This window comes from Moraxella ovis (assembly GCF_900453105.1).
Taxonomy (GTDB): domain Bacteria; phylum Pseudomonadota; class Gammaproteobacteria; order Pseudomonadales; family Moraxellaceae; genus Moraxella; species Moraxella ovis.
Genome location: NZ_UGPW01000001.1, coordinates 2,186,978 through 2,210,929, shown reverse-complemented (window position 1 = coordinate 2,210,929; position 23,952 = coordinate 2,186,978). Strand labels below are relative to the sequence as shown.

Below are 23,952 nucleotides of genomic sequence, written 5' to 3'. Positions count from 1 at the left end.
TATTTTCAAGAGAAAATTTGACAAATTCTTAAAAAATTTTTATAAAAATTTTGTTTTAAGCCATTGAAATTTAAAACAAAATCCACAGGCTATCATAAAAATTTCGCCCATGTGTTTTTATGCTTATCCAACTTGAGCAAGTTATAATTCACCCAAGTTTTAAGCATAAATCAAACGTTCAAGGACGGGATTAAGCTCCCACCAATACCATCGCAGGACGAATGGAGCGTTCATTTAGCGTGTAGCCTTTTTGCAGTACTTGGCCAATGGTGTCTTTGTCGGCATCAGGGAAAATGCCCACCGCTTCGTGCAAATCAGGGTTGAAACTCTCACCCACTTCGCCCACGGCAACCACGCCATTGCGTTCTAGGACGCCAAGCAGAGATTTATGGGTCAAGCGCAAGCCTTCAAGAACGCTCTCATCCGTTCCTGATTTTTCGCTGGCTTCTAGACCGCGCTCCAAGTTATCCACCACGTCAAGCAGTTCTTTGGCAAACTTTTGTAGAGCGAATTTTTTTGCCTTATCGGTTTCTTGCTCCATGCGGCGTTGGGCGTTGTAGCTCTCGGCATTGGCACGGGCTGCCGCGTCTTTGGCCTCTTTGACTTGGGCTTCTAATTCGGCAATTTTGGCGGTCAATTCGCAAGTTTCGCCTGCGACCTGCTCAGTGGCTGTGGTCTCTTCGTTGGTGATGTCTTGAGTTTGTTCGGTCATGGTTGTCCTGCCTGTGAAAAGATATAACAATAAAATCCTTATCTTGATAAAGGCTTTTGGGTGTTTTTCAAGGGGCGTGGGACAAATTTGCGAAAAATTGGTGAAAATTTAGCAGTTTAGCAGTCTAGGAGGTCTTGAGGCAGGTGTGTGATGATGGCGCTGACGTGGTCGGCGTCGAGATTATCAATCAGATGTACCTGTGCGGCGGGGTGCGCGGTCTTGACGATATCAAACAAACGCTCGCCTAGGGTGAGATAGTGCAGCTGTGGGGCGTGTGGGTTGTTGAGGTTTTGCCAATGTTCGAACGCCATCTGACTGGCGATGAGCATAAATACAGGTGTGCGCATTGCCATCGCATCATCGATGAGTGGTGCGATGGCATGATGAATGTTAATCAGGTCATGTGGGGCGGTGCGTTCGTACCATTCGATGGCATCTATCTGCACGCCGCGGCCGATTAGGTCATCATGCAGTAGCCTGCGCCCACCTACACCGCGCCAGATCATGACCTGATCGCCTGATGTTAGGCGCTGGATGACATCAAGTGCCAACATGCCTTCGTTATTGGCGGTGGCAGGCAGAACCACTGTAAAGCCAAAATTGATCAAGGCTCTGGCGGTCGCACTTCCCACGGCGACAATAGTGCATTCTGACAAGGCTGTCAGTTCTTGAGCGGCATTATAGCCTTGATTGCTTAGATAACGAATGGCACGTTTGGCGGACTCTACACTGGTGACGATCAGGACTTTATACGGGTTGGTGTGACAAAATTTACCCATCATCGCCTGCTCGCTTGCCGTCAGTGATAAATCATTGATGGCAAGTAAGGGCAGATTTGCCACACGCACGCTCAAGCGATTGAGTGCATCACTTCGGTGCGTGGGGCGGGTATTGATGAACAGAGTGTCAGCCATTGTTTTGATAGACTTCTTTTAGAATCTGATCAGCGCCTTGGGATAGTAGGTCTTGGGCGATTTGTTTACCTAGGTTTTCGGCATTTTGTTCATCATCTGCGGTGTGTGTTAAGGTGATGGTGTTTTGAGATTTTAGTAGTGTCTTGCCATCGATGCTGCCCACTCGGCCGCGAAGGCTGAGCGTGTCGCCATCGATGGTGGCAAAGCCTGCGATCGGCACTTGGCAGCCGCCTTCTAGCGTCTTGTTCATCGCACGTTCTGCGATCACACACAGACGTGTGGCCAGGTGGTTTAGTGGTGCTAATAACTGTAAAATCGTCTCGTCATCCGCTCGGCATTCGATCGCCAATGCCCCTTGACCCACCGCAGGCAGACTAAGCTCATCATCGAGCTCATGACGGATACGCTCGCCCAAGCCTAGGCGCTCTAGTCCGCTGGTTGCCAGAATGATGGCATCATATTCGCCAGCATCGAGTTTTGATAGGCGGGTGCCGACATTACCGCGCAGGGATTTGATGGTTAGGTTTCCCTTGGTGTGAGCGATTTGGCATTCACGGCGTAGGCTTGATGTGCCTAGGACTGCGCCATCAGGCAGCTCATCTAGGCTGGCATAGCGGTTCGATACGAAGGCGTCTGTCGGCGCGTGGCGCTCTAGATAGGCGCCTAATGTCAGCCCTTCTGGCAGAACCATCGGCACGTCTTTTAGGGAGTGCACAGCAATGTCAGCGCGTTTTTCATATAGGGCGTTTTCGAGTTCTTTGACGAATAGGCCCTTACCGCCGATCTTGGCAAGCGGGGTGTCTAGGATTTTATCGCCTTTGGTAACCATCTCAAGCAGCTCGACTTTCATCGTAGGATACAGCTCCTCAAGCGTATCTTTGACAAAATTCGCCTGCCATAGCGCAAGCGGGCTTTGACGTGTGGCGATGGTTAGGGTGGCAGGGATGTTAAGTGCAGTTGTCATGATTTTTCATTTTTCCGTAGAGTTATTTGGTTGGTCATATTTAATCACATTAATGAGCTTTGGGCAAATGCTGACCTATTTTGGTTATCTTGGCTGCTTTTTAACTTATCATGCAGGGCTGGTAGGCAGCGCCGTGAGATGTCAAGTGATTCGCTGACACCGTATAAATGCAGCTGATGACCATCATCGCTCGTGATGGCGCGGATGTGCGCCATGCCTACTAAGGTGTGGCGATGGATGCGCACCAGCTTGGCGGGGTGTAGAGACTCTAGGGATTTTAAGGTGTCGTCGGTGAATGTGGTGCCGTGGCGATGGAGAATCTTGGTGTATTTTTGTTCCGCTTGGCAATAAAAAATATCATCAATAAAAATCCGCTCATCGCCGCGATGGCTGTGTATCATGATGTACTCGTGCGACTGGCGCTGCGCTAGGGTGGGCTGGGTGCAGCGCTCGATGATGTCTGCCATGCAGGGGAATTTGTTATCGCCATACGCGTGAACGCCCTGCACGCCAAGCGATGCGATGTCCATGGGCAGGTTGTCATCTTGGCTAAACAGCACAATGGCAGGGCGCAGCTTTCTATGATAGTGCTCGATGAATCTGTGAGCAAAGAACGTGATGGGTGCTGTATAGACATCAATAATGATGATGGCAGGCTGGTTTAGCCTGCATGATGTGATGGTGTCTGTGAGCGTGCCAGCATGAATCAGCGTGTGTGAGCTATTGTCATCCGCTAGGGATCGCCGAACGTGGTCTATCAGCGCGCGATGATTGCTAAATAATAAAATCTGCATGGCCAAACTTGCGAATAATTTACGAGCATCATAGCATTTTTGTGATAATTTTCCCATCTTTGGCGCGGTTTTGGGGGTGGGCTGTGTTATAATTCATGAGATTTTAGACTGAATATAGGTGTTATGATGACCAATAATACACACAATGATCAACCCACCGCCCAAATGTGGGGCGGACGTTTTACCGAAGCCACCGACCGTTTTGTTGCCGAATTTACCGCCTCGGTCAATTTTGACAAACGCATGGCAAATCAAGACATACAAGGCTCTATCGCCCACGCCACCATGCTTGGACAGTGCGGTATCATCACCGCCGATGAGAGCCGTCAAATCGTGGACGGACTGACTCAAATCAAAGGCGAGATTGAGCGTGGCGAATTTGAATGGCGTGTGGAGCTAGAAGACGTTCATATGAACATTGAGAGTCGCTTGACCGCCTTGATTGGCGATGTCGGCAAAAAACTGCACACAGGGCGTAGCCGTAACGACCAAGTGGCAACCGACATTCGCCTGTACCTAAGAGATGAGACCGACAAAATCATCGCCTTAATTGGCAAATTACAAAATGGTCTATTAGATTTGGCGAGCAAACACACCACGACCATCATGCCCGGCTTTACGCATTTGCAGACCGCCCAGCCTGTGAGTTTTTCTCATCATGTCATGGCGTGGTTTGAGATGCTTTGCCGTGATAGCGAGCGTTTTGCCCAGACTCGCACTCGCATTAACCAAATGCCACTTGGCTCGGCGGCTCTGGCAGGGACAACTTATCCCATTGACCGCACAATCACCGCTCGTCTGCTTGGCTTTGACGGCATTTCTGAGAACTCGCTCGATGCGGTGTCTGACCGTGATTTTGCCATTGAATTTACCGCCAACGCCAGCATTTTGATGATGCACCTATCTCGCATGAGTGAAGAGCTGATTTTGTGGATGTCGGCACAGTTTGGTTTTATCCATATCCCTGACCGCTTTTGTACAGGGTCGTCTATCATGCCCCAAAAGAAAAATCCTGACGTGCCAGAGCTTGTGCGTGGTAAGACCGCTCGTGTGTTCGGACAGCTCACAACTCTGCTCACACTCATGAAAAATCAGCCCCTAGCGTACAATAAGGACAACCAAGAAGACAAAGAGCCCCTGTTTGACTGCGTGGACACACTGACAGGCTCGCTCATCGCCTTTGCTGATATGCTTCCAAACATCACGCCAAATGTAGAAAATATGCGTACCGCCACGATGAAAGGCTATGCCACAGCGACTGATTTGGCGGATTATCTCGTCAAAAAGGGCTTGCCGTTTCGTGATGCTCATGAAGTGGTTGGGAGTGCGGTGGCACTTGGCGTATCAAAAGGCGTGGATTTGAGTGAGCTTAGCCTTGATGAGTTAAAGGCGTTTAGTCCGCTGATTAGCGATGATGTCTTTGACTGCCTAACCCTAGAAGGCTCGCTAAACGCTCGTAATCATATCGGGGGTACTGCCCCAGAGCAGGTGGTAAAAGCGATTGAGCGGGGGCGTGGTCGGGTTAAAGGCTGATTAAAAAGTGATTGATAAAACCCAATGTGTTAAGCGTTGGGTTTTTGTTTGGGTGAAATGTCTGATGGATTATTGGTGGTAGATGTACAGGATGGCTAGATTTGGACACTAAGTTTGTACCGTGTTAATTACGGTAGCTCTTGCCATCGCATCTAAATTTTTATAAACTGAAAACTCATCATTGATAACACCAAATCCATCCCCACATTTGTTATAATACCTTTTTATCATTTGGAAGCACCATGGAAATCTTTAACCCTAAAGCCAATCTTGTGATGTGCCGTAAATACAAACAAGAATTACCCAAACTACCCAACCCACCTTTTCCTAATGCCAAAGGGCAGGAGATTCAAGACACCGTCTCTGCTAAGGCATGGGGCGAGTGGCTAGAACTACAAACCATGCTCATCAACGAAAAACACCTAAGTATGGTGGATAAAGAAGCCAAAAAATTCATCGCTGAACAGCGTGAATTATTCCTAGATAATGGCGATTACGAACGCCCCGCAGGCTATAAACCAAAGGCGGATGCCTAATGCTTAGTGTGACTGGCGTGTATGAGCCGATATTGGTGGGCGATGATCGCCCTGATGTGTTGGCGGAGTATCCTAGCGTCCATGTTCAGCCTGTGGCGTGGGGCGAGATGGATGGCTTTCACCACCTAAATAACGTGGTATTCTACCGCTATGCTGAGTCAGCGCGCATTAGCTATTTGCGCGCGTCCGGGCTGGTGAAGACGCGTACTGATATTTCGACCATCTTGGCGGCGAACAGCTGTCAGTACAAATGCCCCGTCACTTATCCAGACACATTGCTGGTCGGTGTGCGCATTAAGAACTTGGGCACGACAAGCGTGGTGTTCGAACATGCTTATTATAGCACCGCTCAAGACGCCATCGTAGCGACAGCCGAGGCGGTGATGGTGCGCGCTGATGAACATGGCGCAAAGCAAGTGTGGGCGGACAGTGAGCGAGCAGCCTTTGCTAAGTTTGAAGGTCGCGAGCTTTAAGCTTAAATAATGCAATCAATAAAAAACCTCGAAATTTATCGAGGTTTTATGTCTTATGAAATCACTCAGACAATGCGTCCAATAGACGGGTGTGAATGCTCTCAAAGCCGCCATTTGACATGATGATGATGGCATCGCCTGCTTTGGCGTTTGCTTTTAGGCAGGCGATGATGTCATCTGTGTTGGTCAACACTTGTTGGTTTGGTGCATTGCCAATGGCGTCAGCCAAGCCCCATGCCAAATTGGCAGGCTCATACCACAGCGCAAAGTCAGCGATCGACGCCGATGGCGCAAGATGGTCGCGGTGACTGCCCAGCTTCATGGTGTTGGAGCGTGGCTCGATGACCGCCCAAATTCTACGACTTTGCAGCATTTTTTTGGCGCCGTCTAGTGTGGTGGTGATGGCAGTAGGATGGTGTGCAAAGTCATCGAATACCAGAATATCACCAACATCGCCGATCAGCTCCATACGTCTTTTGATGCCGCCAAAGTTCGACAACGCTTCACACGCATTCGCCACGCTTACGCCCACATGATGAGCGGCACTAATGGCAACCAGTGCATTATTGACGTTATGCAGACCGCTCATGCCCCAATTTACTTGGGCGCTGTCGCCTGCGATGGTCACATTGAATGATGAGCCGTCTTCTTTTAATAGCTGTGCCTTGTGATCGCCATCATCGCCTAGAGAGGTACGCACCACAGGCGTCCATGCGCCCATCTCCAGAGTATCTTCTAGGCTTTGGGTGTTGGCAGGCATGATAATCTGACCCTTGGCAGGAATCATGCGAATCATGTGGTGAAATTGGGTTTGGATTGCCTTTAGATCTGGGAAGATGTCAGCGTGATCATATTCTAGGTTATTTAAGATGGCGGTCGTCGGGCGATAATGCACGAACTTAGAACGCTTATCAAAAAATGCCGAGTCATACTCGTCCGCTTCGATGACAAAATAATCTTTACCCAGGTGCGAGCTGTGCTTAAAGGCATCTTGCAGGCGCATATCATCACTGCTAACTTGTGGCACACCACCGATCAAAAATCCCGTATCAATGCCAGCATATTGCAGAATCCATGACAGCATGGTTGTGGTCGTGGTTTTGCCGTGTGTGCCCGCCACCGCCAAGACATGACGATGCTGTAGGACGTGCTCGGCTAAGAACTGCGGTCCTGATGTGTAGGGCAGGCGTTCGTTTAGCATGTATTCGACCGCTTCCATGCCGCGCTTGCTGGCATTGCCCACGATGACAAGATCTGGCGCAGGTTGTAGGTGTTCAGCTTTATAACCTTCTAAGATCTCAACACCAGCGTTATGCAGCTGAGTGCTCATCGGCGGGTAGATGGCAGTGTCCGAGCCTGTTACGGTGTGGCCCAGATCGCGCGCCAATAGGGCAAGCGAACCCATGAAAGTACCACAAATACCTAAAATATGAACGTGCATGAAATAACCTTTTTATAATAAATGGATCAAGGGCGATGTTGAAGAATCTTGGTGAGTTGCACCAATAAAATCACCAAAATAACAACAAACAGAACCAGTGTCTGCATGGGAATGGATAGACCTAGGAATGTCCAATCAATGAGTGCGCATTCGCCTGAGCCTTTTAACACCTGCTCAAAGACCTGCATTATAGGCAGCGTCTCCACCCAGTAGTTCAGTCCCGGTCCGCAGGCAGGCACTTCATCGGCAGGCAGATGCTGCAGCCACACATGACGAGCAGCGACACCTGCGCCCCACAGCGTACCCAGCAGTGAGCCTAGCCATAATGTTAGGCGAGATCCTTTGCCTTTGGGGTTAAAAATCAGCCCCAAGAATGCAAATAAGCCCATCGCCCACAGCCCAATCCGCTGAAAAATACACAAAGGGCACGGGTCAAGTCCAAGAGTGTTTTGAAGGTAGCCGATGGCAAATACACTGCCTACCGCACAGATGAATACCAAGAAGGCGTTGATTTGACGATAAGTCATAAAACTCTCAAAAATGATGAATTACTGGCGATGGCTTTGGATATAGTCATAGAATGACAGCGTATCCGCCTGTTCAATGTCGGCTTGCTCTTGGATGGAGTCTTTGGTGACTTTGGCAAAATGCGCTTCGTTCTCTTGGCTTAGCGCATGATTAAGAAGGTCGTTTTGGTGTTTCTTAGCAAGTAGCTTGCCCAATGCCCATGTGCTACCAAGTCTACGACTGTCGGTCTCGATTTGGGCGGAGAGCGTAAACTCTGGGTTGGTCGCCTTGCCTTGCATCATCGCCAAGGCTTCGCGATAGGCATTACCACCGTGATGGTCATCAAAGGCATCAGCGATGATCTGCATGTTGGTTAGGTGCTTGACGATCCAGTCGTGCAGATACATGTCGCCGATCTCGGTGTTAATGACAAGATCCGTATTACGGCCATGGTTTACCACAGTGTCGATGTTGGCTTGTAGGCGTTTTTCTTCATCTTTATATAGGGCAGGCGAGTTAAGCAGTAGGCAATACACCGCCAATACTTCTAGGAAACACGCTGTCTGTACGCGAATGCCGATGTCACTATAAGGGTCTAAGTCGATGGCACGGAATTCAACATAAGCGATGCCGCGATCAGCCAAGGCAGCGGTTGGTGTTTCGCCCGATTTGGTGATTTGTTTTGGGCGAATCGGGCTGTAGAATTCGTTCTCGATTTGGAGGATGTGGTCGTTAATCTGGATAGGATTGCCGTCCTTGTCATCCACGCCGATGTCGCTAAAGTCTTTAAATGGTGTACCGATCGCTGCACGCAGACCTTTGATGTACTCGTTTAGATCGTTGTATTCGATGTTTAGGTCTTCTTGGACGCTGTTAGTATAGCCAAGCTTACCCATGCGAAGGCTTGTCCCGTGTGGCTGATAGTAGGTGTAGCTGCCATCTGACAGCGGCACAAGGTGGTGCTCGCGTCCCTTAATGAATGACGCACACACCGCAGGACTTGCCCCCAGCAGATACAGCACAAGCGGGGTTAGGCGCTTGAAGTTACGGATTAAGGCAAGATATTTGTCGTTTTTAAAAGCGGTAAAGTCTTCCCCACCTGAATGCTTGAACCATCTGTCAAACAAGTCATCGCCGATGGATAGGTTGTAGTGCAGCCCTGCGATGGTTTGCATCTTGCGACCATAACGCACCCCAAGCCCAGAGCGGTACAGGGTTTTTAGTTTGCCGATATTGGATGTGCCGTAATCGGCCAGTGGAATGTCTTCATCATTGTCGGCGGTCATGCACGGCATGGATAGCGGCCACATCAATTCATCGCCTAGTGAGCGGTGCACGAGCACATGTAGCTCTCTTAGCATGTCCAAGGCTTCTTTGATTGATGAAAAAGGCTCGGTGATGAGCTCAAGTAAATTCTCAGAATAGTCAGTTGTGATGTAGGGATGGGTTAGCTTTGAGCCCAGATCGGCAGGGTGCGGCGTCTTGGCGGCATAGCCATCAGCGCGCATGCGCAAGCCTTCTTTTTCGATGCCGCGCTTCATGCCTGCGACCAACTCGGAGTCGAACCATTCAGGCAGGCGAAATTGCTGTGTTTTCATAATTAATCCCCGTACTTGCCTAATTTTTGCTTATTATAAGGCGTATCGATGTATTTTAATGTGCTAATTTTGCATAACCAACCATGCCATAACGTGTCTGGCGGTGTTTTGCCTATTATAAGCCTATGGGCGAATAATGGCAAAGAAAATCCGATGCTTGGCGTTTTTTCATCCCAAAAATTCTGCTATACTAGGCTAATTTTGTGTATTTTGAAATTTTTTAAGGTGTCCCATGTCAAATTTTTTGCCCCCTGCCGAACAACTTGAACTTCTAAAACGTGGCGTGGTTGAGATTTATTCCGAAGAAGATTTGTTAAAAAAACTCGCCAAAGGTCGCCCTTTGCGTATCAAACTTGGCATGGACCCCACCGCTCCTGATTTGCATTTTGGGCATACGGTTGTTTTGAACAAACTGCGTGCCTTTCAAGAATTGGGGCATGAAGTGCTGTTTCTTATTGGCGACTACACCGCTCGCATTGGCGACCCGTCTGGCAAAAACGCCACCCGTCCGACCCTATCTGAAGAGCAGGTCAAGGCAAATGCCGAAACTTACGCCAAGCAAGTCTTTAAAATCCTAGATAAAGACAAAACCACCATTATGTTTAACTCTGACTGGTTCTCCAAGATGAGTGCAGGGGACATGATTGCCCTAGCCAGTCAGCTTACCGTGTCTCGTATGCTTGAACGTGATGATTTCTCAAAACGCTACAACAGCCAAACCCCGATCGCCATTCACGAATTTTTGTACCCACTTGTACAAGGCTATGACAGCATTGCCATGGAAGCTGATGTGGAGATTGGCGGTACTGACCAGACCTTTAACGTGCTTATGGGACGTACCCTACAGGGTCGCTACGGCAAAGAACCCCAAGTTTGTATCACCATGCCCCTTTTGGAGGGCTTGGACGGTGTACAAAAAATGTCCAAATCGCTTGGCAACTACATTGGCATTGACGAACCTGCGGGCGTGATGTACCAAAAAATCCTATCCATGCCCGACACGCTCATCGCTCGCTATTTTGAGCTTTTGAGCTTTAAGCCGATGAATGAAGTGAATGCCTTGCTTGATGAAATGGCAAACGGTCGCAACCCCCAAGAATTAAAGAAAATCCTAGCCCATGAGCTCATTGAGCGTTTTCATGATAAAGAGTCTGCCGACAACGCCCACCGCTCAGCAGGCAATCGCTTGGCAGACGGGGAGTTGCCCATTGATTTGCCCGAAGTGTCGCTGTCTCTTGACGGTGCGGACAAGCTCTTTATCACCCAAGTGCTAAATCAAGCCAGCCTTGCCAAAAATTCCGCCCAAGCCAAAGATATGCTGTCTCGTGGGGCGGTCAAAGTGGACGGGCAAGTCGTGGACGCAAGTTTTGCCCTTGGTGCAGGGCAGACGGTTGTGATACAGGCAGGGAAAAAGGCGTATGCCAGAGTAAGCGTTGCATAATGAACCCAGCCAAGGTGATTCTGTCATCTTGGTTGTTTTTTATTGAATAGATAATTAGGTCCTGAAAAAATACTGTTGGCGATGACTCTGGCGATCGCGTCTACAATGGGTATGGTGGTGAATGATGCGCACGCTCAAAGTTTCTCATCAAGCCAAATGCAACAAACCAAAGTGCGAGATTTGAGCTTTAAAAGCATCATGTGTGCGCTATACGCAGGAAAAATGCTGGGCAACGCGCACATTGCTGATGATGAGTTAAGCCAATTTCCAAATGTCGCGCTGGATGAAACTTCTGAAATTGGCGAGAGTGTCGTTGCACTGATGCACCCTGTCATCGAATATGAAAATCAAGATGGGCAAAAGCGTTATCTGGTTACAATTGAAAAGCCGTCATTTGATGAAGATGGTAATTTGGTTGCTTGTCATGTCTGTGATGCGCCTGTGGATTTGTATATTTTTAAGGAATCATCCGTGGGTGGCTATGAGCTGGTCAGTAGAACGCCAGCTGAATATGATGGCATAGGCGGCAGCTAGGGTCGCTCGAACTTTAACAGCGAAGATATTGCAGGTACCATACAGCCACTGGGAAAATCGCTGATGGGCTCTTTGATGAATCTTGGCTATTGTAGCACGGGGGTTTGTGAGTCTGTATGGTTGGCACTGCACCTTCTAGAGTCTGACTATATTGGTGCTTATTATGTTGGGGATAGCGGCACTGATACCAGTAGCATCTATGGCGAGGACAGCCCTTTGGCATATAGCTACGAGAGCACGCCCAGTGTTGTAAATAACGGTGTGGCATATTATCCGATTCGTCTGCATTTTGTGGGTGATATGCCAATCGATGAAAGCGGCGAGCAGATCAATTATGTCGACTTTAGCCAAGAGCTGCTATTTAACCCAATCACTAAAGAATACCAATAATCATGAAAAAATTTTACCTTATTCGCCACGCTCAGAGTGAATCCAACGCCCGCCTTGCCATTCGTCCAAACCCTGTGATTAATCTGACCGATGTCGGCAGAATGGAGGCTGAAGAGCTCTCCGAATGGCTAAGCATTAACATCCAGCAGCCGATCGATGGCGTGTTTACGTCCCACTATGTACGTACGGCACAGACAGCCGCGCCGTTTTTGGCACAGCTTGGCGGCACAGCAAAGGTAATCGAGGCGCTGCATGAGTTTGATTATTTGGACTTTGATCGTATTAAGGATCTGTCATTTGAGGACTTGATCGCTACGGCGGATAATTTTTGGCAGCAGGGCGATACCACTTATCAGGACGGCACGGCAGAAGATACCTATGAGCGGTTCGTGGAGCGAGTGTGCACGGTGCGCCAGATGTTCGATGAGCTGCCAGATGGTAATTACGTTGTATTTACACATGGTATGTGGATTGGCATGTTGATGTGGCAGATTATCCACGGCAATGGTACACGCATGATGGACATGCCGGCTTTTCGTGCGTATGAGCTTGCTATCCGCCCAAAAAACTGTGAAGTCTATCTACTAACAGATGCCCAAGGCGTGCAGTCAGTGGCGAAGGTGCGGGTGCGTGATGAATAAGGTTCAGCCGGGCATCTATCGTCATTATAAGGGCAATCTGTACCAAGTTCTACACACCGCGCAGCACAGCGAGACTGAAGAGTGCCTTGTGGTGTATCGCGCGTTGTATGGCGATTATGGCGTGTGGGTGCGACCTGCCGACATGTTCCACGAGATGGTGAATGTCGATGGTCAAGATGTACCACGATTTGAGCTTATCAAGGAGATCGTCTCTTGAAACTTTTGCAATTGCCGTCCGACCTGACGCTATCGCATGATGGCGTGCGACTAGAGTTATTGGACCTTCGTCATGAGGATGATTTGGTGCAGGCATGCCAAGATGGTAATCTGTGGAAGCTGCTTTACACCATCGCACCAAGCCCTGATAAAGTTCATGAATACATCGCTACGGCTCATGCGATGATGGATAGGGTTGCCTTTGTGGTCATCGATGAGATCACAGGGCGTGCGATTGGCAGTACGAGTTATCATGATATCTTGCCGCATTGTTTGCGCCTCGAGATTGGCTATACTTGGTATGCCAAGAGTTATTGGCGCACGCGTGAACACTGCCTGTAAGTTTCTGCTGATGAGGTACGCCTTTGAAGTGCTGTCTTATCAGACGGTTGCGCTTAGAACCAGTAGTTTAAACATACGTTCACAGGCGGCGATTGAGCGACTGGGTGCCAAAAAAGATGGCGTCATCCGCAATCAACGCACTACCCAAGACGGCATCATTTGCGATACGGTGATGTACAGCATCACGGCGGATGAATGGCCAAACGTTAAACATAACTTACAACAAAAGATGCAGTAGCACCAAGGACAACATGATTGATTTTAAAACACAAGACCTCATTGTAGGCACCGGTAAAGCTGCTGAACGTGGCGCATTAATCACCGCTCACTATACGGGCTATCTGGCGGATGGCACGGTATTTGATTCATCGCACAGTCGTGGGCAGCCGTTTGAGTGCGTCATCGGTACAGGGCGCGTGATTAAGGGGTGGGATCTGGGTGTATTGGGTAGTGAGATCGGGGCAAAGCTTGTCCAAAAGTGGGGCATTGAGCTTGAGCTGCCAGCATTCGATGCGATGAAAGTCGGCGGTAAAAGACAGCTTGTCGTGCCCACGCACCTTGGCTATGGTGAGCGTTCGGTGGGGAAAATTCCACCGAATTCAGATCTGACCTTTGAGATTGAGCTTCTCGATGTGAAGACGCGCGATTAAGAACCGTCCAGACTAAGCTGTTCGCGCACCCCAAAAAAGTCCAGCTCTGCTTGCTGTCTTTGGCGGCGCGCATCCATGAGCTTGCGTTGTCGTCTGATGATTCGGTTTAGGATTCGGTGCTTGTCGTCGTCGCCAAGGGTGTGCCACCTCTGCCGTTCTGTGCGATTGCGCAGACAGCCGATGCAGTAGCCCTTCTTGTTCATCTGGCAGACACCAATGCATGGGCTGTCAATGTCGAACAATTCAAATTGCGACATAAAAAACCGTGACAAAAATATTACTATAACGATTTTTTGTTGATTAATCAATACTTTGTCTGTACAAATACAGGAAATTCCATGACCATCATTTACCTGCACGGGCTAGATGCCGACCCCAACGCCAATAAAGCCATTATCACCGCCAATCATGCCAAAGCGCTTGGCATAGACACGCTGCGCCCTGATTTGAACTGTCCGCCTGATGAAGTAGTGGCTAAGCTCTTAAATTTAATCAAAGAAAACCCCAATGCCGTGCTGGTCGGTTCGTCTTTGGGCGGGTACTTTGCCACGCTGTTATCCGACATGACAGGCATGCCTGCGGTGCTGTCAAACCCAAGCATACGCCCTGATCTTAGCTTTACTCGATTTTTAACGGATAATTTTGACGGGCAAACGCTCACGGACGATACCATCATCTATACCACAACAGGGGGTTGGCAGATTCGTTATGGCGATTTGGCGTGGCTTGAAAAGCACCGCTTAACCGCCAAAAATGCCCACAAAATCAAAGTCCTGTTAAAAATGGGCGATGAACTGTTGGACGCCCATGCCACACAAGCATTTTTTGAAAGTTGTGGGGCGGACGTTGTCGCCCAAGACAGGGGCGACCGCAGAATGAGTGATTATGATGAGCAGGTGAGATTGGTACTTGAATTGGTTAGGATGTTTAACTAATCCCCTTCTTCGTCCTTGTCCAGCATTCTGGGTCTTCTTGCCAGTCCACGCTCTCGCCACGGCGTATCGCACCCATCATCTCGTGTGTCTCATCTCGTAAGTCCTTGATAAGATTCATCATTTCGTCATTATCATAGACCGACACGGCAGGGTCATACAGATAGGACGCACGCCCCAAATGATGACGTTCACGGGCTTCATAGAACTTGGTCAGCTCACGAGCTTTATCACGGGACAGCCCAAGCTGTTCAAGGACAATGCGACCGCTACGAATGGCAGAATCGGCTGTCTCCCTGATGATATAATTCGCCCCAGCATGGTGCAAATCAAAGGTATGACGAGCGTCATACGCCCGAGCCAAAATCGTCAAATGCGGATAATGACGGCGGACAAAATGGATAATGTCGGTGGACGCTTGTTCATTGGCAAGGCAGATGACGAGCATTTTGGCGTTTTTGAGTCCGATACTTTTTAGCATGTCGGGGCGTGTGGCATCGCCATAATAGGTCTGTATGCCAAACTTGGCAAGCCCTTCAATCATCTCCACATGGTTGTCAATCACGGTGGTATTAAACCCACACGCCATAAGCAGGCTATTGACCTGTTGCCCAAAGCGACCATGCCCCAAAATCACCACTTCCCCTGTATGGGCAATGTCATCATCGGCTCGCTCATGTTGTTCATGCACCAAAGCCTTTTTGGCAAAGATTTTTTCATAAATGATAAAGCAAAGTGGCGTTAAAATCATGGACAAAGCGACCACCAGTAGGATTTTATCGCTTAATTCTTTTGGCAAAACTCGGCTATGATTGGCAATAGAAATCAGCACAAAACCAAATTCCCCTGCCCCTGCCAATGATAGGGCAAAAAGTTTGTTGGATAAGGGGTTTAATTTAAACAATCGCCCAAGCCCATACAGCACCGCCCCTTTTAGAGCCATGACCCCAAGCGTTATGGCGAGAATCTCGCCAAGATTGGACTTTAATAGGGCAAAATTCATGCTCGCCCCCACCGTGATAAAAAACAGTCCTAGAAATAGGCTTTTGAAGGGGTCAAGCTGGCTTTCCATTTCATGACGATAAGGGCTGTTGGCAAGGGCGACCCCTGCAATAAACGCCCCCAACGCAGGCGACAAACCCACAAGCGACATCAGTGTGGCAATGCCCACTACCACCGTAAGCGTAAACACCAAAAACATCTCATGAATGCGATAACGGCTAATCATCTGCAAAGAAAACGGCACGACATACCGCATGAGCATGACGATAAGAGCCACCGCTCCCACACCCACAAGAGCAATCACCCAGCCGTCCATACCGGATAGTAGATCGTTATGTTCAGTTTGTACACTTGCCACACCAAGCAGGGGTAAGAGCGTTAGCATGGGAATGGCGGCGACATCTTGGAATAGTAGCACGGCAAAGCCAGACTGACCGCCTTGAGTGTTCATGAGCTTTTTTTCGGCGAAGGTTTGTAGGACAATGGCGGTAGATGATAAGGACAGGATACAGCCTAACGCCACGCCAATTTGCCACGGCAAGCCCATCAGCATGGCCACCATCATAATTCCAAGCAGGCTAAGCCCCACCTGTAATCCGCCAAGTCCGATGAGCTTATGACGCATTTGCCACAGCATTTTTGGGGCAAGCTCCAAACCGACAATGAACAACATCATTACCACGCCAAACTCGGCAACGTGCCCGATACTCTCGGTCTCTTTACCGACAAAGCCAAGCACAGGTCCTATGGCAATCCCGGCAAGCAGATAACCCAAGACCGATCCCAAGCCCGCTCGCTGGCTTATCATGACCGCAAGCACAGCAAAGGAGAGATAAATAAAAGTGTAGAGAAGTAATTCTGTCATAACGGCGGTAGGCTTGTGAGTATCTTTTTTAAGTTTAAATCAGTTTTTGAGATTTGTACATGGTTATTATTTGGCGTAATGATTATATTAAGATCTGTCCGTCATGAAGCGATACCAATTTTATTCATAATAAATTCAACGAACGCCCGCACTATCGCAGACGGATAACGCTGTGAAGCATAGAGCATGGACACGTCATAGCTTGGAAGTTCTATGTCCGCCAAGACTTCTGTTAGCCCATAATCCTTGATAAGCCTATCTGCCGTATAATCAGCAAGCTGACACACTGCTCGCCCATTTATCGCCATAAATTCCACCGCTGGGCTTTCATTGCTGGCAAATAAATAAGGCAAATGATGGGTTTGTTTGTCAATTTTGATAGACAAAGCCGTCTCGCCATTCCTTGCCCAGCCTGCCAAGGGGAGATTTGCCAAGTCCCGCATGGTGCTTGGCGTGCCATGTTGGGCAAGTAAGTCAGGGTGAGCCACCCATTTTGAGCGGACGGACAGCACTTTTTTGGCGATAAACTGCTCGCCATGTAGCGCTCCCATGCGAAACGCCACATCAATGCCGTCTGCGGTCATGTCCAGCACTCGGTCGGTCATGGTGCAATGGATTTGAATGTGGGGAAACTGTGCTTGAAATTCGCCCACCCACCCCAAAATCGGCTCACACGCAGGCATGGTAGAGATGCGTAACACACCTTTTAAATTTTGTTCATCGTCAAACAAAACCTGCTTGGCATTCAACAAACTCTCAATGGGCAAATGCACTTCATCATAGAGTTTTTGCCCTGCCATTGTGGGCTTCACGCCTGATTTTTGGCGGTCAAAGAGTTGAATTTGTAAGTATTTTTCCAGCTCGGCAATTTGACGGCTAATGGTGGCAATCGGCACGCCCAATTTTTCAGCCGTTTTGGAGAAACTGCCGTGTTTGATGACGGCAACAAATAGGGATAAGGCGTTGAGGTTCATTGTTTTGCATTCTTATTAAGTACAAATAAAACATATCCAATATAAGTTATTGCTTTTTGTAAATTGTGAATAAGCTGTTCTCCTTGTCGCAAGTATGATAAGTTTTCATCAATTCCTGCCAATTTGATAGCATCATCAATTTTTGAACCCGTTGGGTGTGCATCTCCTAATCTCATATTATAAATCCCAACAATATTGGAAAATAATGATTTTGCTTTATCTTCCCCTATTGTTTGAGCAATAATATCTTGAAGTAATTTATTTGAACCTAGCTTATCCTTATCTTTATGTTGTGATATTTCTCTTAAAGATTTTACATTAAGTCTATCAGTAAAAACCCTCACTAAATCTTTGGCTAATCGCAACAATGATGCCTTGTCCATACTTGCAAAGCGAGAAATATTTTGAATCATTTGTTCATCTAACTTGTGAGAGAATAACGGTTTATTGTATTTTTTTAAGAAATCTCGCTCTAATGCATCTAAACACTTAAATAACAAATCCTCTACTGCATAAGTTTTGGCAGGCTGAACTTTTACTTGTGAATCTAATAATTCTGATGATACTTTACCATCAGGCACAACATTATGACCAGCCCAAAGATGTTGTTCCCAAGAATCAAGTTTTGCAATGTCATAGGCATAAACCGTGATTAAATCTGCATTATTAATCCCAAAATGCGTTCTGTATCCAGAAGTAGAATGAATAGCCCCTGTTTGTGCTGTGTGCCATTCAAGTTTAAATCCACGACAATTCAAAAGCTCATTAATGATACCTGTTCTAAACCAAAGCCATCTACCCACATCTTCGTTATTGAGTTTTTCAGAAGCTAGGCGTGAACCATCTGTTTCCACAATAAAAGAAGGTAAATTTAAATCCTTATCTCCTCTAATTCTAATACTTTGATTTTTGTGTTCAATCCATTCGTCTCTCCAAAACTCACTTTCAACTCTAATGCCAACATAGCCACTTTCATAGCCTTGCTTTTGTTCATAGGCTGTATTTTGGTCGGTTTCTTCTGTCATAAGTGGGGCATCGTCATTTTCATCTATATCGGTTCTCCATACACGAAACATAGACCAACAACCACCATAAATATCATTTAAATGACGAATCAATATTTCAAATCTACCCCCATCTCTCTCTTCTTGTGTATTTTGAAGGGAAAAAATATGGGCTTGTTGATAAATTATCAACATTTTCTACTCTTCGTCTATAATATGACAAACGCAAAGATAAATTTCTTGCTGCTAGATAATCCAATAAAAACTCTCTTTTAATTCTGATAGAAATGTGATTTCCATCAGAATCCAACTCTTCTTGAATAACAATAACAAAATTTTCTTCTGGTCTTACCCAATTATTTCCTTCTTTAATTAGGCGTAAAGCCACAATTAGGTCTGGGTTGATAATCCATTTATTTCCACCTATTACAGGTTGAGGATGATTAAAAATCAAATTAACACCCACTGGTTCTTTATCGCCAATTTCATATTCTTCAATAGGCGAATAATGACCATCATCATATGCATAAGGCAGAACTTCCATTCCACCAAATTGAGACCAAGTCAATTCAGAAGCTCTCTCTTTATGCTCAGGAGGAAATGCAACGGAATAACAGCCAAAATATCCTTCTACAAAGCCTATCTCTCTGCATTCGCCTTGTTTTTGATGATTGGATGCTCGTAAAGTAACCCAAGTACTTTTCTCAAAATATTGACGAGTTTCTTTGGTTTGCAAAAGCCACTCTAATTTATCTTGCTTTTGATTCATATATCATCACCTTAAAACAATAGTGTTCTCACATATGTGGTTAGTTAAGAATTTTTCAAGTTTAAATTTCCAAAAACGAAAACCAACTTCCTATTTTTCGCCATTCAAATTTTAAAAATTAAATCTTATAATACGCCCATTCCATTTATTTTAAAGAGAAAATTTTATGAACCGTATCACCCAAATCCTAAACATCAAATACCCCATTGTCCAAGCCCCAATGTCGTGGCTGACAGATGCACATTTGGTGGCAAGCGTGGCAGACGCAGGCGGGCTTGGTTTTTTGGCCCCACACGCAGGGCAGACGACCAACCCAAGCTCCAACGAAGAAGTCTTAGATCGTATGCGTAACGAATCCGTAAGGTCAAAGCCTTGACCGACAAGCCCTTTGGCGTGCCGTTTATGCTGTCTTATGATTTGTCGCTCATTCCCTTGATGGTGGATTTATTGATTGACGAGCGTGTGCCTGTGGTGCTGGATAACGGCTTGCTTGATGAAAATATTTACCAAAAATTCAAAACTGCTGGCACCAAAATCATCTGTCGCCTGCCCAATCCCAACTTGGCAGACGCTTTAAAAGCCCAAAAACTGGGGGCGGATATTTTGGTTTTGACAGGCTTTGACGAAGGCGGAACTTTGCCGATGAAAGAAGTGGGCAGTTTTAGCGTTTTGGCAGAGTTTGTCGGTAAGGTGGATTTGCCCATAATGCTGGCTGGTGGCATTGCCGATAAAAAAGCGGTGCAGGCGGCTTTAACGCTTGGGGCGGAGGGCATTTGGGTTGGCACGGCATTTATCGCCACCAAAGAATGCCGAGCGAGCGTAAAAGTCAAGCAGTGGATTGTGGATTCTACCGCCAACGATTTATTTCTTTTCCGCACTGAGCCGTATTATTACCGCTCATTGCCAACCGAACTTGCCAAACAATGCTTCCAAATGAGTGAAAGTGGAGCAAGCCGAGCCGACATCGCCAAAGTGATGAACGCTGGCACAGGCATGCGTTTGGGAATGCTAGAAGGCGATTTTGAAAATGGCTATGTGTCGGTGGGCAATGGCATTGGTGCCATTAACCGTATCAAAAGCGTACAAGAGATGATTGATGAGTTGATGAGCTAATTCAAATAAAATGCAGGGCGAATATTTTCCCTGCATTTTTTTAAATCACAACTTTAAATTACAACTTTAAATCACAAATCCTGCACCGTTTTTGGCATATTTTCTAGCATTTCGGTGGTGAGTTTTTGCATAAGTGGTGTTTGGCTAAATTCCGACACCGCTTTTTTGTTGTCATCACTTAGTGTCTCAAAAACATGGGGCAGGCGAATGCCAATCCAAATCAGCGAACAAAGCAAAAGCTTATCGCCCCATTCATCGCTATCTGCCGAAAGCGTAGGCAGGGCAGGTAAGGCACTGGTCAAAATATCGGTAGAGCGTGCCACAAAAGGGTGGGGCGTATCTTTGCCAAAAATTTGAGTGGAATAGGCTCGCACACCTTGTGCGGTAATGCCTAACGCCTTGGCAATGCGTGGCAGGTTGTAGGCAGGGTTGTCCGTGTACACATCGGGTGCGAGTGCCTGAATGATTAGCGGGGTCTCGGTGATGGTATCGCCATTTTGCCACGCCAATGCAGGGACTTGGCTAAATGAATTGACGGCGACAAGCTCGCTTGGGTTCTCCCACGGCACAACAAACCGCAGGGCAAGCTCAATGTTTTTGGTGTATGCAATCATAAGAAGCATACGAGTATAAGGCGATGTGGTGCTGATATATAGGGTTTGCATGAGGTGTCCTTTTTGTAGAGGGGGGGGGTGGGCTTAGTATAGCATGGTTTTGGGTATGCAGGGTAGTGCTAGTCGGGTTGGTCCGGGTAACTTTGATGGTGTAAATGACGATTGAAAAAAGAATCCGAATGATATATCCTAGCCTATAATCCATGACTGAACTTTACAAGGAGGTCATCATGAAAGCACTCATCAACGCCTTTAAAGTAGCCTACCCTTATCTATTTATCATCGTCACCAGCTCCGTCCTGACGGGGGTGATGTTCTTGTCATTCTTATGGGTGGTTGGCAAAATTTAATCAGCATCTAAGGACTGCATCAGTCAAAAACCGCCCGAACTAGGGTGGTTTTTTTCAAATTTAAAAATATCTTTTCCAATACTGACTACTCTTTTATTAATTATAAAAATCTATAATGAACTTACTTTCCAATAATAGAACTAAGTGAGTCCATGATGAAACATTCAATCAAATCCATTGCTCTGGCATTATCTTTATCTCTAGCACTGGCCTTTGGCGGCGTTGCCCATGCTGATGTGCCTGTGACATCTGCCGCAGCGGCCGTTCAATCCCAATCCGTCATCACCCATATTCGCACCCAAGACGGCTTAAAATTGCACCTGCAAAAAGACATTCCAAACACCAAACCCAAAGCCATTGTCGTGATTTCGCACGGTTTGGCGAGCCATTCTGGGGTGTTTGGCGAGTTTGCCAAAACGATGAACCAAAACGGCATTGCCGTTTACCGCTTTGATCACCGAGGGCACGGCAAATCGGACGGTCGGGACAGCATTCACATCAAAAGCTATTTTGAAATGGTGGAGGATTTGCGTTTGGTGGTAGAAAAAGCCAAGCGTGAAAATCCAAACACACCTGTGTTTGTGTTGGGGCATTCAATGGGCGGACACATTGCCGCACTCTATGGCACAAAATACCCACAAGGGGCGGACGGCTTTATTTTGGCGGCAGGTGTTTTGCGGTATAACCAAATGAATTTTGGGCATTTGCCACGACCCGAACCTGCGGACAGTTTTGTCAGCGGAATGGTGGCGATGACCACACTGAATTTACCCTTTAATGGCGAGGGGTTATCGCTGGGTGGCGATCCGTTGATGTTAGACAAATTCTCCGTTTCATTCCCCAACAGTTTTAAAGAAGGCATACAGTATCTAAAAGACAATGACGACAAATTTGTCGCCCCTGTACTTTTGATTAGCGGTAACAAAGATTTGTTTGTCGTACCCAAAGATGCCATTGATTTTTATAATGAAACCAACTCGTTAGATAAAAGTTTGATTTTATATCCCAATTTTGGGCATTTGTTGATGTTGGAAAAGGGTGGGCAGAAAATTAATGATGATGTGGTGGAATGGATTGGGGAGCGAGCAAAATAAGCTGATAAAAAACACCGTTTTTTGGGAAACGGTGTTTTTATTGAAATTGTGTAAAATTTCAGCCAGCCTGAAAGCCTACGCCTCTTTATTTTTTAGCGATTTTCGGTTTATCCACCACACCAGCGACAACATCACAGGCACTTCAACCAACACACCCACCACCGTTGCCAATGCCGCCCCTGAATTTAAACCAAATAAAGCAATCGCCACCGCCACCGCCAATTCAAAAAAATTGCTCGTGCCGATTAAGCAAGCAGGGGCGGAAATGGCGTGGGGCAATTTAAGCCATTTTGCCCAAATCGCACTGAGTGCAAAAATGCCGTAAGTCTGCACCAATAAAGGAATGGCAATCAGCAGGATAATCATCGGCTTATCCACAATGGTTTGTGCCTGAAACGCAAACAACAGCACCACCGTCAATAACAATCCCAAAATAGACAAAGGCTTAAAACGCTGGCTGAATTGGCGAATTTTGTGTTCATCTTGCAAAGATTTGCGAGTGGCAACTCCCACAAGCAAAGGCAACACCAAATACAGCAACACGCTAAAAAACAGCGTGTCCCACGGGATTGTGATGTCGTTCATACCAAGCAAAAGCCCTGTAATCGGAGCAAAGGCAAAAATCATAATCACATCATTTAAGGACACTTGCACCAGCGTGTAATTGGGGTCGCCTTTGACCAGTTGAGACCAAACAAAAACCATTGCCGTACAAGGTGCAACCCCAAGCAAAATCATACCTGCAATGTACTCGCTTGCCGATTGTTCATCTACCCAGCCAGCAAAAAGCATCTTAAAAAACAACCAGCCCACAAGTGCCATAGTAAAAGGCTTAATCAACCAATTTACCGTTAAAGTCAGCCACAGCCCTTTGGGATTGTGGCGGATATTTTTAATGGCAAGCCAGTCAATTTGTATCATCATTGGATAAATCATCAGCCAAATCAGCACCGCAATCGGCAAATTGATTTGAGCCACTTGCATTGTGGCAATCCATTGAAAATAAGGCGTAAACCAAATACCCAGCCCCACGCCAAGCAAAATCGCCAACCCCACCCACACACTCAAAAATCGTTCAAAAATGCCCATTTTATGCCCCTTGTACACGGATGATTTCGCCGTCTTCTTTGATAAAATCACTTTGCAATGCCACAGGTGAAATGCTCAAAAATACTTCGCTCGGACGGCACAAACGCACGCCTTTTTCGGTGATGACAATCGGGCGGTTGATTAAAATGGGAGCATTTAGCATTGCCTTGATGATGTCGTCGTCGCTCACATCGTTGTCCAAATTAAATTGTTGATATTCAGGCACATTACTTCGCAAAAGCTCTCTGGGCGTGATGTTCATTTGCTCAATCAATTGGCGTAATGTGCGTTCATCGGGCGGGGTGTCCAGATAATGAATAATGGTCGGCTCAATGCCCAAATGGCGAATCAAAGCCAGCGTGTTGCGAGAAGTACCACAATTAGGATTGTGATAAATGCTGATTTGGTGCATAGTATGTTCCTTATTTCAAGAGTTATTGAAATGAATAAGCAAAAAAAT

General features: G+C 46.9%; 30 protein-coding genes. 15 read left to right on the top strand and 15 right to left on the bottom strand.

The window, feature by feature from the left end:
* Positions 1-190: 190 nt before the first annotated feature.
* From grpE to DYD54_RS10625, 4 genes are all read right to left on the bottom strand, one after another.
* On the bottom strand, positions 191-712 hold the full coding sequence (gene grpE / locus DYD54_RS10640) for a nucleotide exchange factor GrpE (protein WP_063514854.1): 522 nt from the start codon (positions 710-712) through the stop codon (positions 191-193).
* A gap of 116 nt (positions 713-828) precedes the next feature.
* On the bottom strand, positions 829-1,626 hold the full coding sequence (locus DYD54_RS10635) for a uroporphyrinogen-III synthase (RefSeq protein WP_063514853.1): 798 nt from the start codon (positions 1,624-1,626) through the stop codon (positions 829-831).
* Positions 1,619-2,590 (bottom strand): hydroxymethylbilane synthase, encoded by a 972-nt coding sequence (gene hemC / locus DYD54_RS10630; protein ID WP_063514852.1) that lies wholly within the window; start codon positions 2,588-2,590, stop codon positions 1,619-1,621. Before hemC ends, DYD54_RS10635 begins: the two co-directional genes overlap by 8 nt.
* A 44-nt stretch (positions 2,591-2,634) precedes the next feature.
* Positions 2,635-3,441, bottom strand: a complete 807-nt coding sequence (locus DYD54_RS10625; protein ID WP_063514851.1) for a LytR/AlgR family response regulator transcription factor — start codon at positions 3,439-3,441, stop codon at positions 2,635-2,637.
* A gap of 108 nt (positions 3,442-3,549) precedes the next feature.
* Between DYD54_RS10625 and argH the strand changes: the two genes are divergently transcribed.
* The 3 genes from argH to DYD54_RS10610 all read left to right on the top strand — a co-directional run bounded on the left by argH (position 3,550) and on the right by DYD54_RS10610 (position 5,926).
* Positions 3,550-4,917: an argininosuccinate lyase gene (gene argH, locus DYD54_RS10620; protein WP_172459614.1), complete on the top strand. Its 1,368-nt coding sequence runs from the start codon at positions 3,550-3,552 to the stop codon at positions 4,915-4,917.
* Positions 4,918-5,159: 242 nt separating this feature from the next.
* The gene (locus DYD54_RS10615) at positions 5,160-5,453 is read left to right on the top strand and encodes an oxidative damage protection protein (protein WP_036363899.1); all 294 of its coding nucleotides are present in this window, start codon (positions 5,160-5,162) and stop codon (positions 5,451-5,453) included.
* Positions 5,453-5,926, top strand: coding sequence for an acyl-CoA thioesterase (locus tag DYD54_RS10610; protein ID WP_063514849.1), 474 nt, complete (start codon positions 5,453-5,455; stop codon positions 5,924-5,926). The genes DYD54_RS10615 and DYD54_RS10610 overlap by 1 nt, the downstream gene beginning before the upstream one ends.
* A 61-nt stretch (positions 5,927-5,987) precedes the next feature.
* Here the strand turns inward: DYD54_RS10610 and mpl are convergent, their stop codons facing one another.
* From mpl to gshA, 3 genes are read right to left on the bottom strand one after another with little or no spacing between them, the layout of a single operon-like run.
* A complete protein-coding gene (gene mpl, locus DYD54_RS10605; RefSeq protein WP_063514848.1) occupies positions 5,988-7,367 on the bottom strand; it encodes a UDP-N-acetylmuramate:L-alanyl-gamma-D-glutamyl-meso-diaminopimelate ligase in 1,380 nt (459 codons plus the stop codon).
* A gap of 26 nt (positions 7,368-7,393) precedes the next feature.
* Positions 7,394-7,894, bottom strand: coding sequence for a disulfide bond formation protein B (locus tag DYD54_RS10600; RefSeq protein ID WP_063514847.1), 501 nt, complete (start codon positions 7,892-7,894; stop codon positions 7,394-7,396).
* A gap of 21 nt (positions 7,895-7,915) precedes the next feature.
* Positions 7,916-9,472, bottom strand: coding sequence for a glutamate--cysteine ligase (gshA, locus tag DYD54_RS10595; protein WP_063514846.1), 1,557 nt, complete (start codon positions 9,470-9,472; stop codon positions 7,916-7,918).
* 232 nt (positions 9,473-9,704) lie between these two features.
* Between gshA and tyrS the strand changes: the two genes are divergently transcribed.
* From tyrS to DYD54_RS10560, 8 genes are all read left to right on the top strand, one after another.
* On the top strand, positions 9,705-10,913 hold the full coding sequence (tyrS, locus tag DYD54_RS10590; protein ID WP_063514845.1) for a tyrosine--tRNA ligase: 1,209 nt from the start codon (positions 9,705-9,707) through the stop codon (positions 10,911-10,913).
* Between the two features lie 81 nt (positions 10,914-10,994).
* Complete coding sequence (locus DYD54_RS10585; protein WP_147285097.1) at positions 10,995-11,447, top strand: hypothetical protein; 453 nt, start codon at positions 10,995-10,997, stop codon at positions 11,445-11,447.
* A 75-nt stretch (positions 11,448-11,522) separates the two neighbouring features.
* Positions 11,523-11,837: a hypothetical protein gene (locus DYD54_RS10580; RefSeq protein ID WP_084260716.1), complete on the top strand. Its 315-nt coding sequence runs from the start codon at positions 11,523-11,525 to the stop codon at positions 11,835-11,837.
* 2 nt (positions 11,838-11,839) lie between these two features.
* Entirely contained in the window at positions 11,840-12,478 is a 639-nt protein-coding gene (locus DYD54_RS10575; protein WP_063514844.1) for a histidine phosphatase family protein, read from the top strand.
* Positions 12,471-12,695 carry a DUF1653 domain-containing protein gene (locus DYD54_RS10570; protein ID WP_046697310.1) on the top strand — a complete coding sequence of 75 codons (225 nt, stop codon included), beginning with the start codon at positions 12,471-12,473 and terminating at the stop codon, positions 12,693-12,695. Before DYD54_RS10575 ends, DYD54_RS10570 begins: the two co-directional genes overlap by 8 nt.
* Positions 12,692-13,036, top strand: a complete 345-nt coding sequence (locus tag DYD54_RS11960; protein ID WP_323807415.1) for a GNAT family N-acetyltransferase — start codon at positions 12,692-12,694, stop codon at positions 13,034-13,036. Before DYD54_RS10570 ends, DYD54_RS11960 begins: the two co-directional genes overlap by 4 nt.
* A complete protein-coding gene (locus DYD54_RS11955) occupies positions 13,020-13,274 on the top strand; it encodes a GNAT family N-acetyltransferase (RefSeq protein ID WP_323807414.1) in 255 nt (84 codons plus the stop codon). The genes DYD54_RS11960 and DYD54_RS11955 overlap by 17 nt, the downstream gene beginning before the upstream one ends.
* Before the next feature lie 13 nt (positions 13,275-13,287).
* Complete coding sequence (locus DYD54_RS10560; RefSeq protein WP_063514843.1) at positions 13,288-13,686, top strand: FKBP-type peptidyl-prolyl cis-trans isomerase; 399 nt, start codon at positions 13,288-13,290, stop codon at positions 13,684-13,686.
* On the opposite strand, the gene DYD54_RS10555 is transcribed toward DYD54_RS10560, so the two are convergent.
* Entirely contained in the window at positions 13,683-13,943 is a 261-nt protein-coding gene (locus DYD54_RS10555; RefSeq protein WP_046697308.1) for a DUF1289 domain-containing protein, read from the bottom strand. The two genes, DYD54_RS10560 and DYD54_RS10555, sit on opposite strands and share 4 nt — an antisense overlap.
* 81 nt (positions 13,944-14,024) lie before the next feature.
* Between DYD54_RS10555 and DYD54_RS10550 the strand changes: the two genes are divergently transcribed.
* Complete coding sequence (locus DYD54_RS10550) at positions 14,025-14,621, top strand: YqiA/YcfP family alpha/beta fold hydrolase (RefSeq protein WP_063514842.1); 597 nt, start codon at positions 14,025-14,027, stop codon at positions 14,619-14,621.
* Here DYD54_RS10550 and DYD54_RS10545 read toward each other — a convergent pair.
* The 4 genes from DYD54_RS10545 to DYD54_RS11860 form a co-directional block, all read right to left on the bottom strand.
* Positions 14,614-16,485, bottom strand: coding sequence for a cation:proton antiporter domain-containing protein (locus tag DYD54_RS10545; RefSeq protein WP_063514841.1), 1,872 nt, complete (start codon positions 16,483-16,485; stop codon positions 14,614-14,616). The genes DYD54_RS10550 and DYD54_RS10545 overlap by 8 nt on opposite strands.
* A gap of 101 nt (positions 16,486-16,586) precedes the next feature.
* The gene (locus DYD54_RS10540; RefSeq protein WP_063514840.1) at positions 16,587-17,459 is read right to left on the bottom strand and encodes a LysR family transcriptional regulator; all 873 of its coding nucleotides are present in this window, start codon (positions 17,457-17,459) and stop codon (positions 16,587-16,589) included.
* A complete protein-coding gene (locus DYD54_RS10535) occupies positions 17,456-18,658 on the bottom strand; it encodes a hypothetical protein (RefSeq protein ID WP_228703562.1) in 1,203 nt (400 codons plus the stop codon). The genes DYD54_RS10540 and DYD54_RS10535 overlap by 4 nt, the downstream gene beginning before the upstream one ends.
* The gene (locus DYD54_RS11860) at positions 18,588-19,232 is read right to left on the bottom strand and encodes a hypothetical protein (RefSeq protein ID WP_228703561.1); all 645 of its coding nucleotides are present in this window, start codon (positions 19,230-19,232) and stop codon (positions 18,588-18,590) included. Before DYD54_RS11860 ends, DYD54_RS10535 begins: the two co-directional genes overlap by 71 nt.
* A 166-nt stretch (positions 19,233-19,398) precedes the next feature.
* Here DYD54_RS11860 and DYD54_RS11640 point away from each other — a divergent pair, with 166 nt between their 5' ends.
* A complete protein-coding gene (locus tag DYD54_RS11640) occupies positions 19,399-19,608 on the top strand; it encodes a nitronate monooxygenase (RefSeq protein ID WP_218563665.1) in 210 nt (69 codons plus the stop codon).
* A complete protein-coding gene (locus tag DYD54_RS10530) occupies positions 19,605-20,345 on the top strand; it encodes an NAD(P)H-dependent flavin oxidoreductase (protein ID WP_218563664.1) in 741 nt (246 codons plus the stop codon). The genes DYD54_RS11640 and DYD54_RS10530 overlap by 4 nt, the downstream gene beginning before the upstream one ends.
* 71 nt (positions 20,346-20,416) lie before the next feature.
* Here the strand turns inward: DYD54_RS10530 and DYD54_RS10525 are convergent, their stop codons facing one another.
* The gene (locus DYD54_RS10525) at positions 20,417-21,010 is read right to left on the bottom strand and encodes a glutathione S-transferase N-terminal domain-containing protein (protein ID WP_063514839.1); all 594 of its coding nucleotides are present in this window, start codon (positions 21,008-21,010) and stop codon (positions 20,417-20,419) included.
* Between the two features lie 451 nt (positions 21,011-21,461).
* On the opposite strand from DYD54_RS10525, the gene DYD54_RS10520 reads away from it, so the two are divergent.
* Complete coding sequence (locus DYD54_RS10520; RefSeq protein WP_218563663.1) at positions 21,462-22,403, top strand: alpha/beta hydrolase; 942 nt, start codon at positions 21,462-21,464, stop codon at positions 22,401-22,403.
* Positions 22,404-22,478: 75 nt separating this feature from the next.
* Here DYD54_RS10520 and arsB read toward each other — a convergent pair whose 3' ends face one another.
* Complete coding sequence (gene arsB, locus DYD54_RS10515; protein ID WP_063514838.1) at positions 22,479-23,492, bottom strand: ACR3 family arsenite efflux transporter; 1,014 nt, start codon at positions 23,490-23,492, stop codon at positions 22,479-22,481.
* A 1-nt stretch (position 23,493) separates the two neighbouring features.
* Positions 23,494-23,904 (bottom strand): arsenate reductase (glutaredoxin), encoded by a 411-nt coding sequence (arsC, locus tag DYD54_RS10510; RefSeq protein WP_063514837.1) that lies wholly within the window; start codon positions 23,902-23,904, stop codon positions 23,494-23,496.
* Between the last annotated feature and the right edge of the window lie 48 nt (positions 23,905-23,952).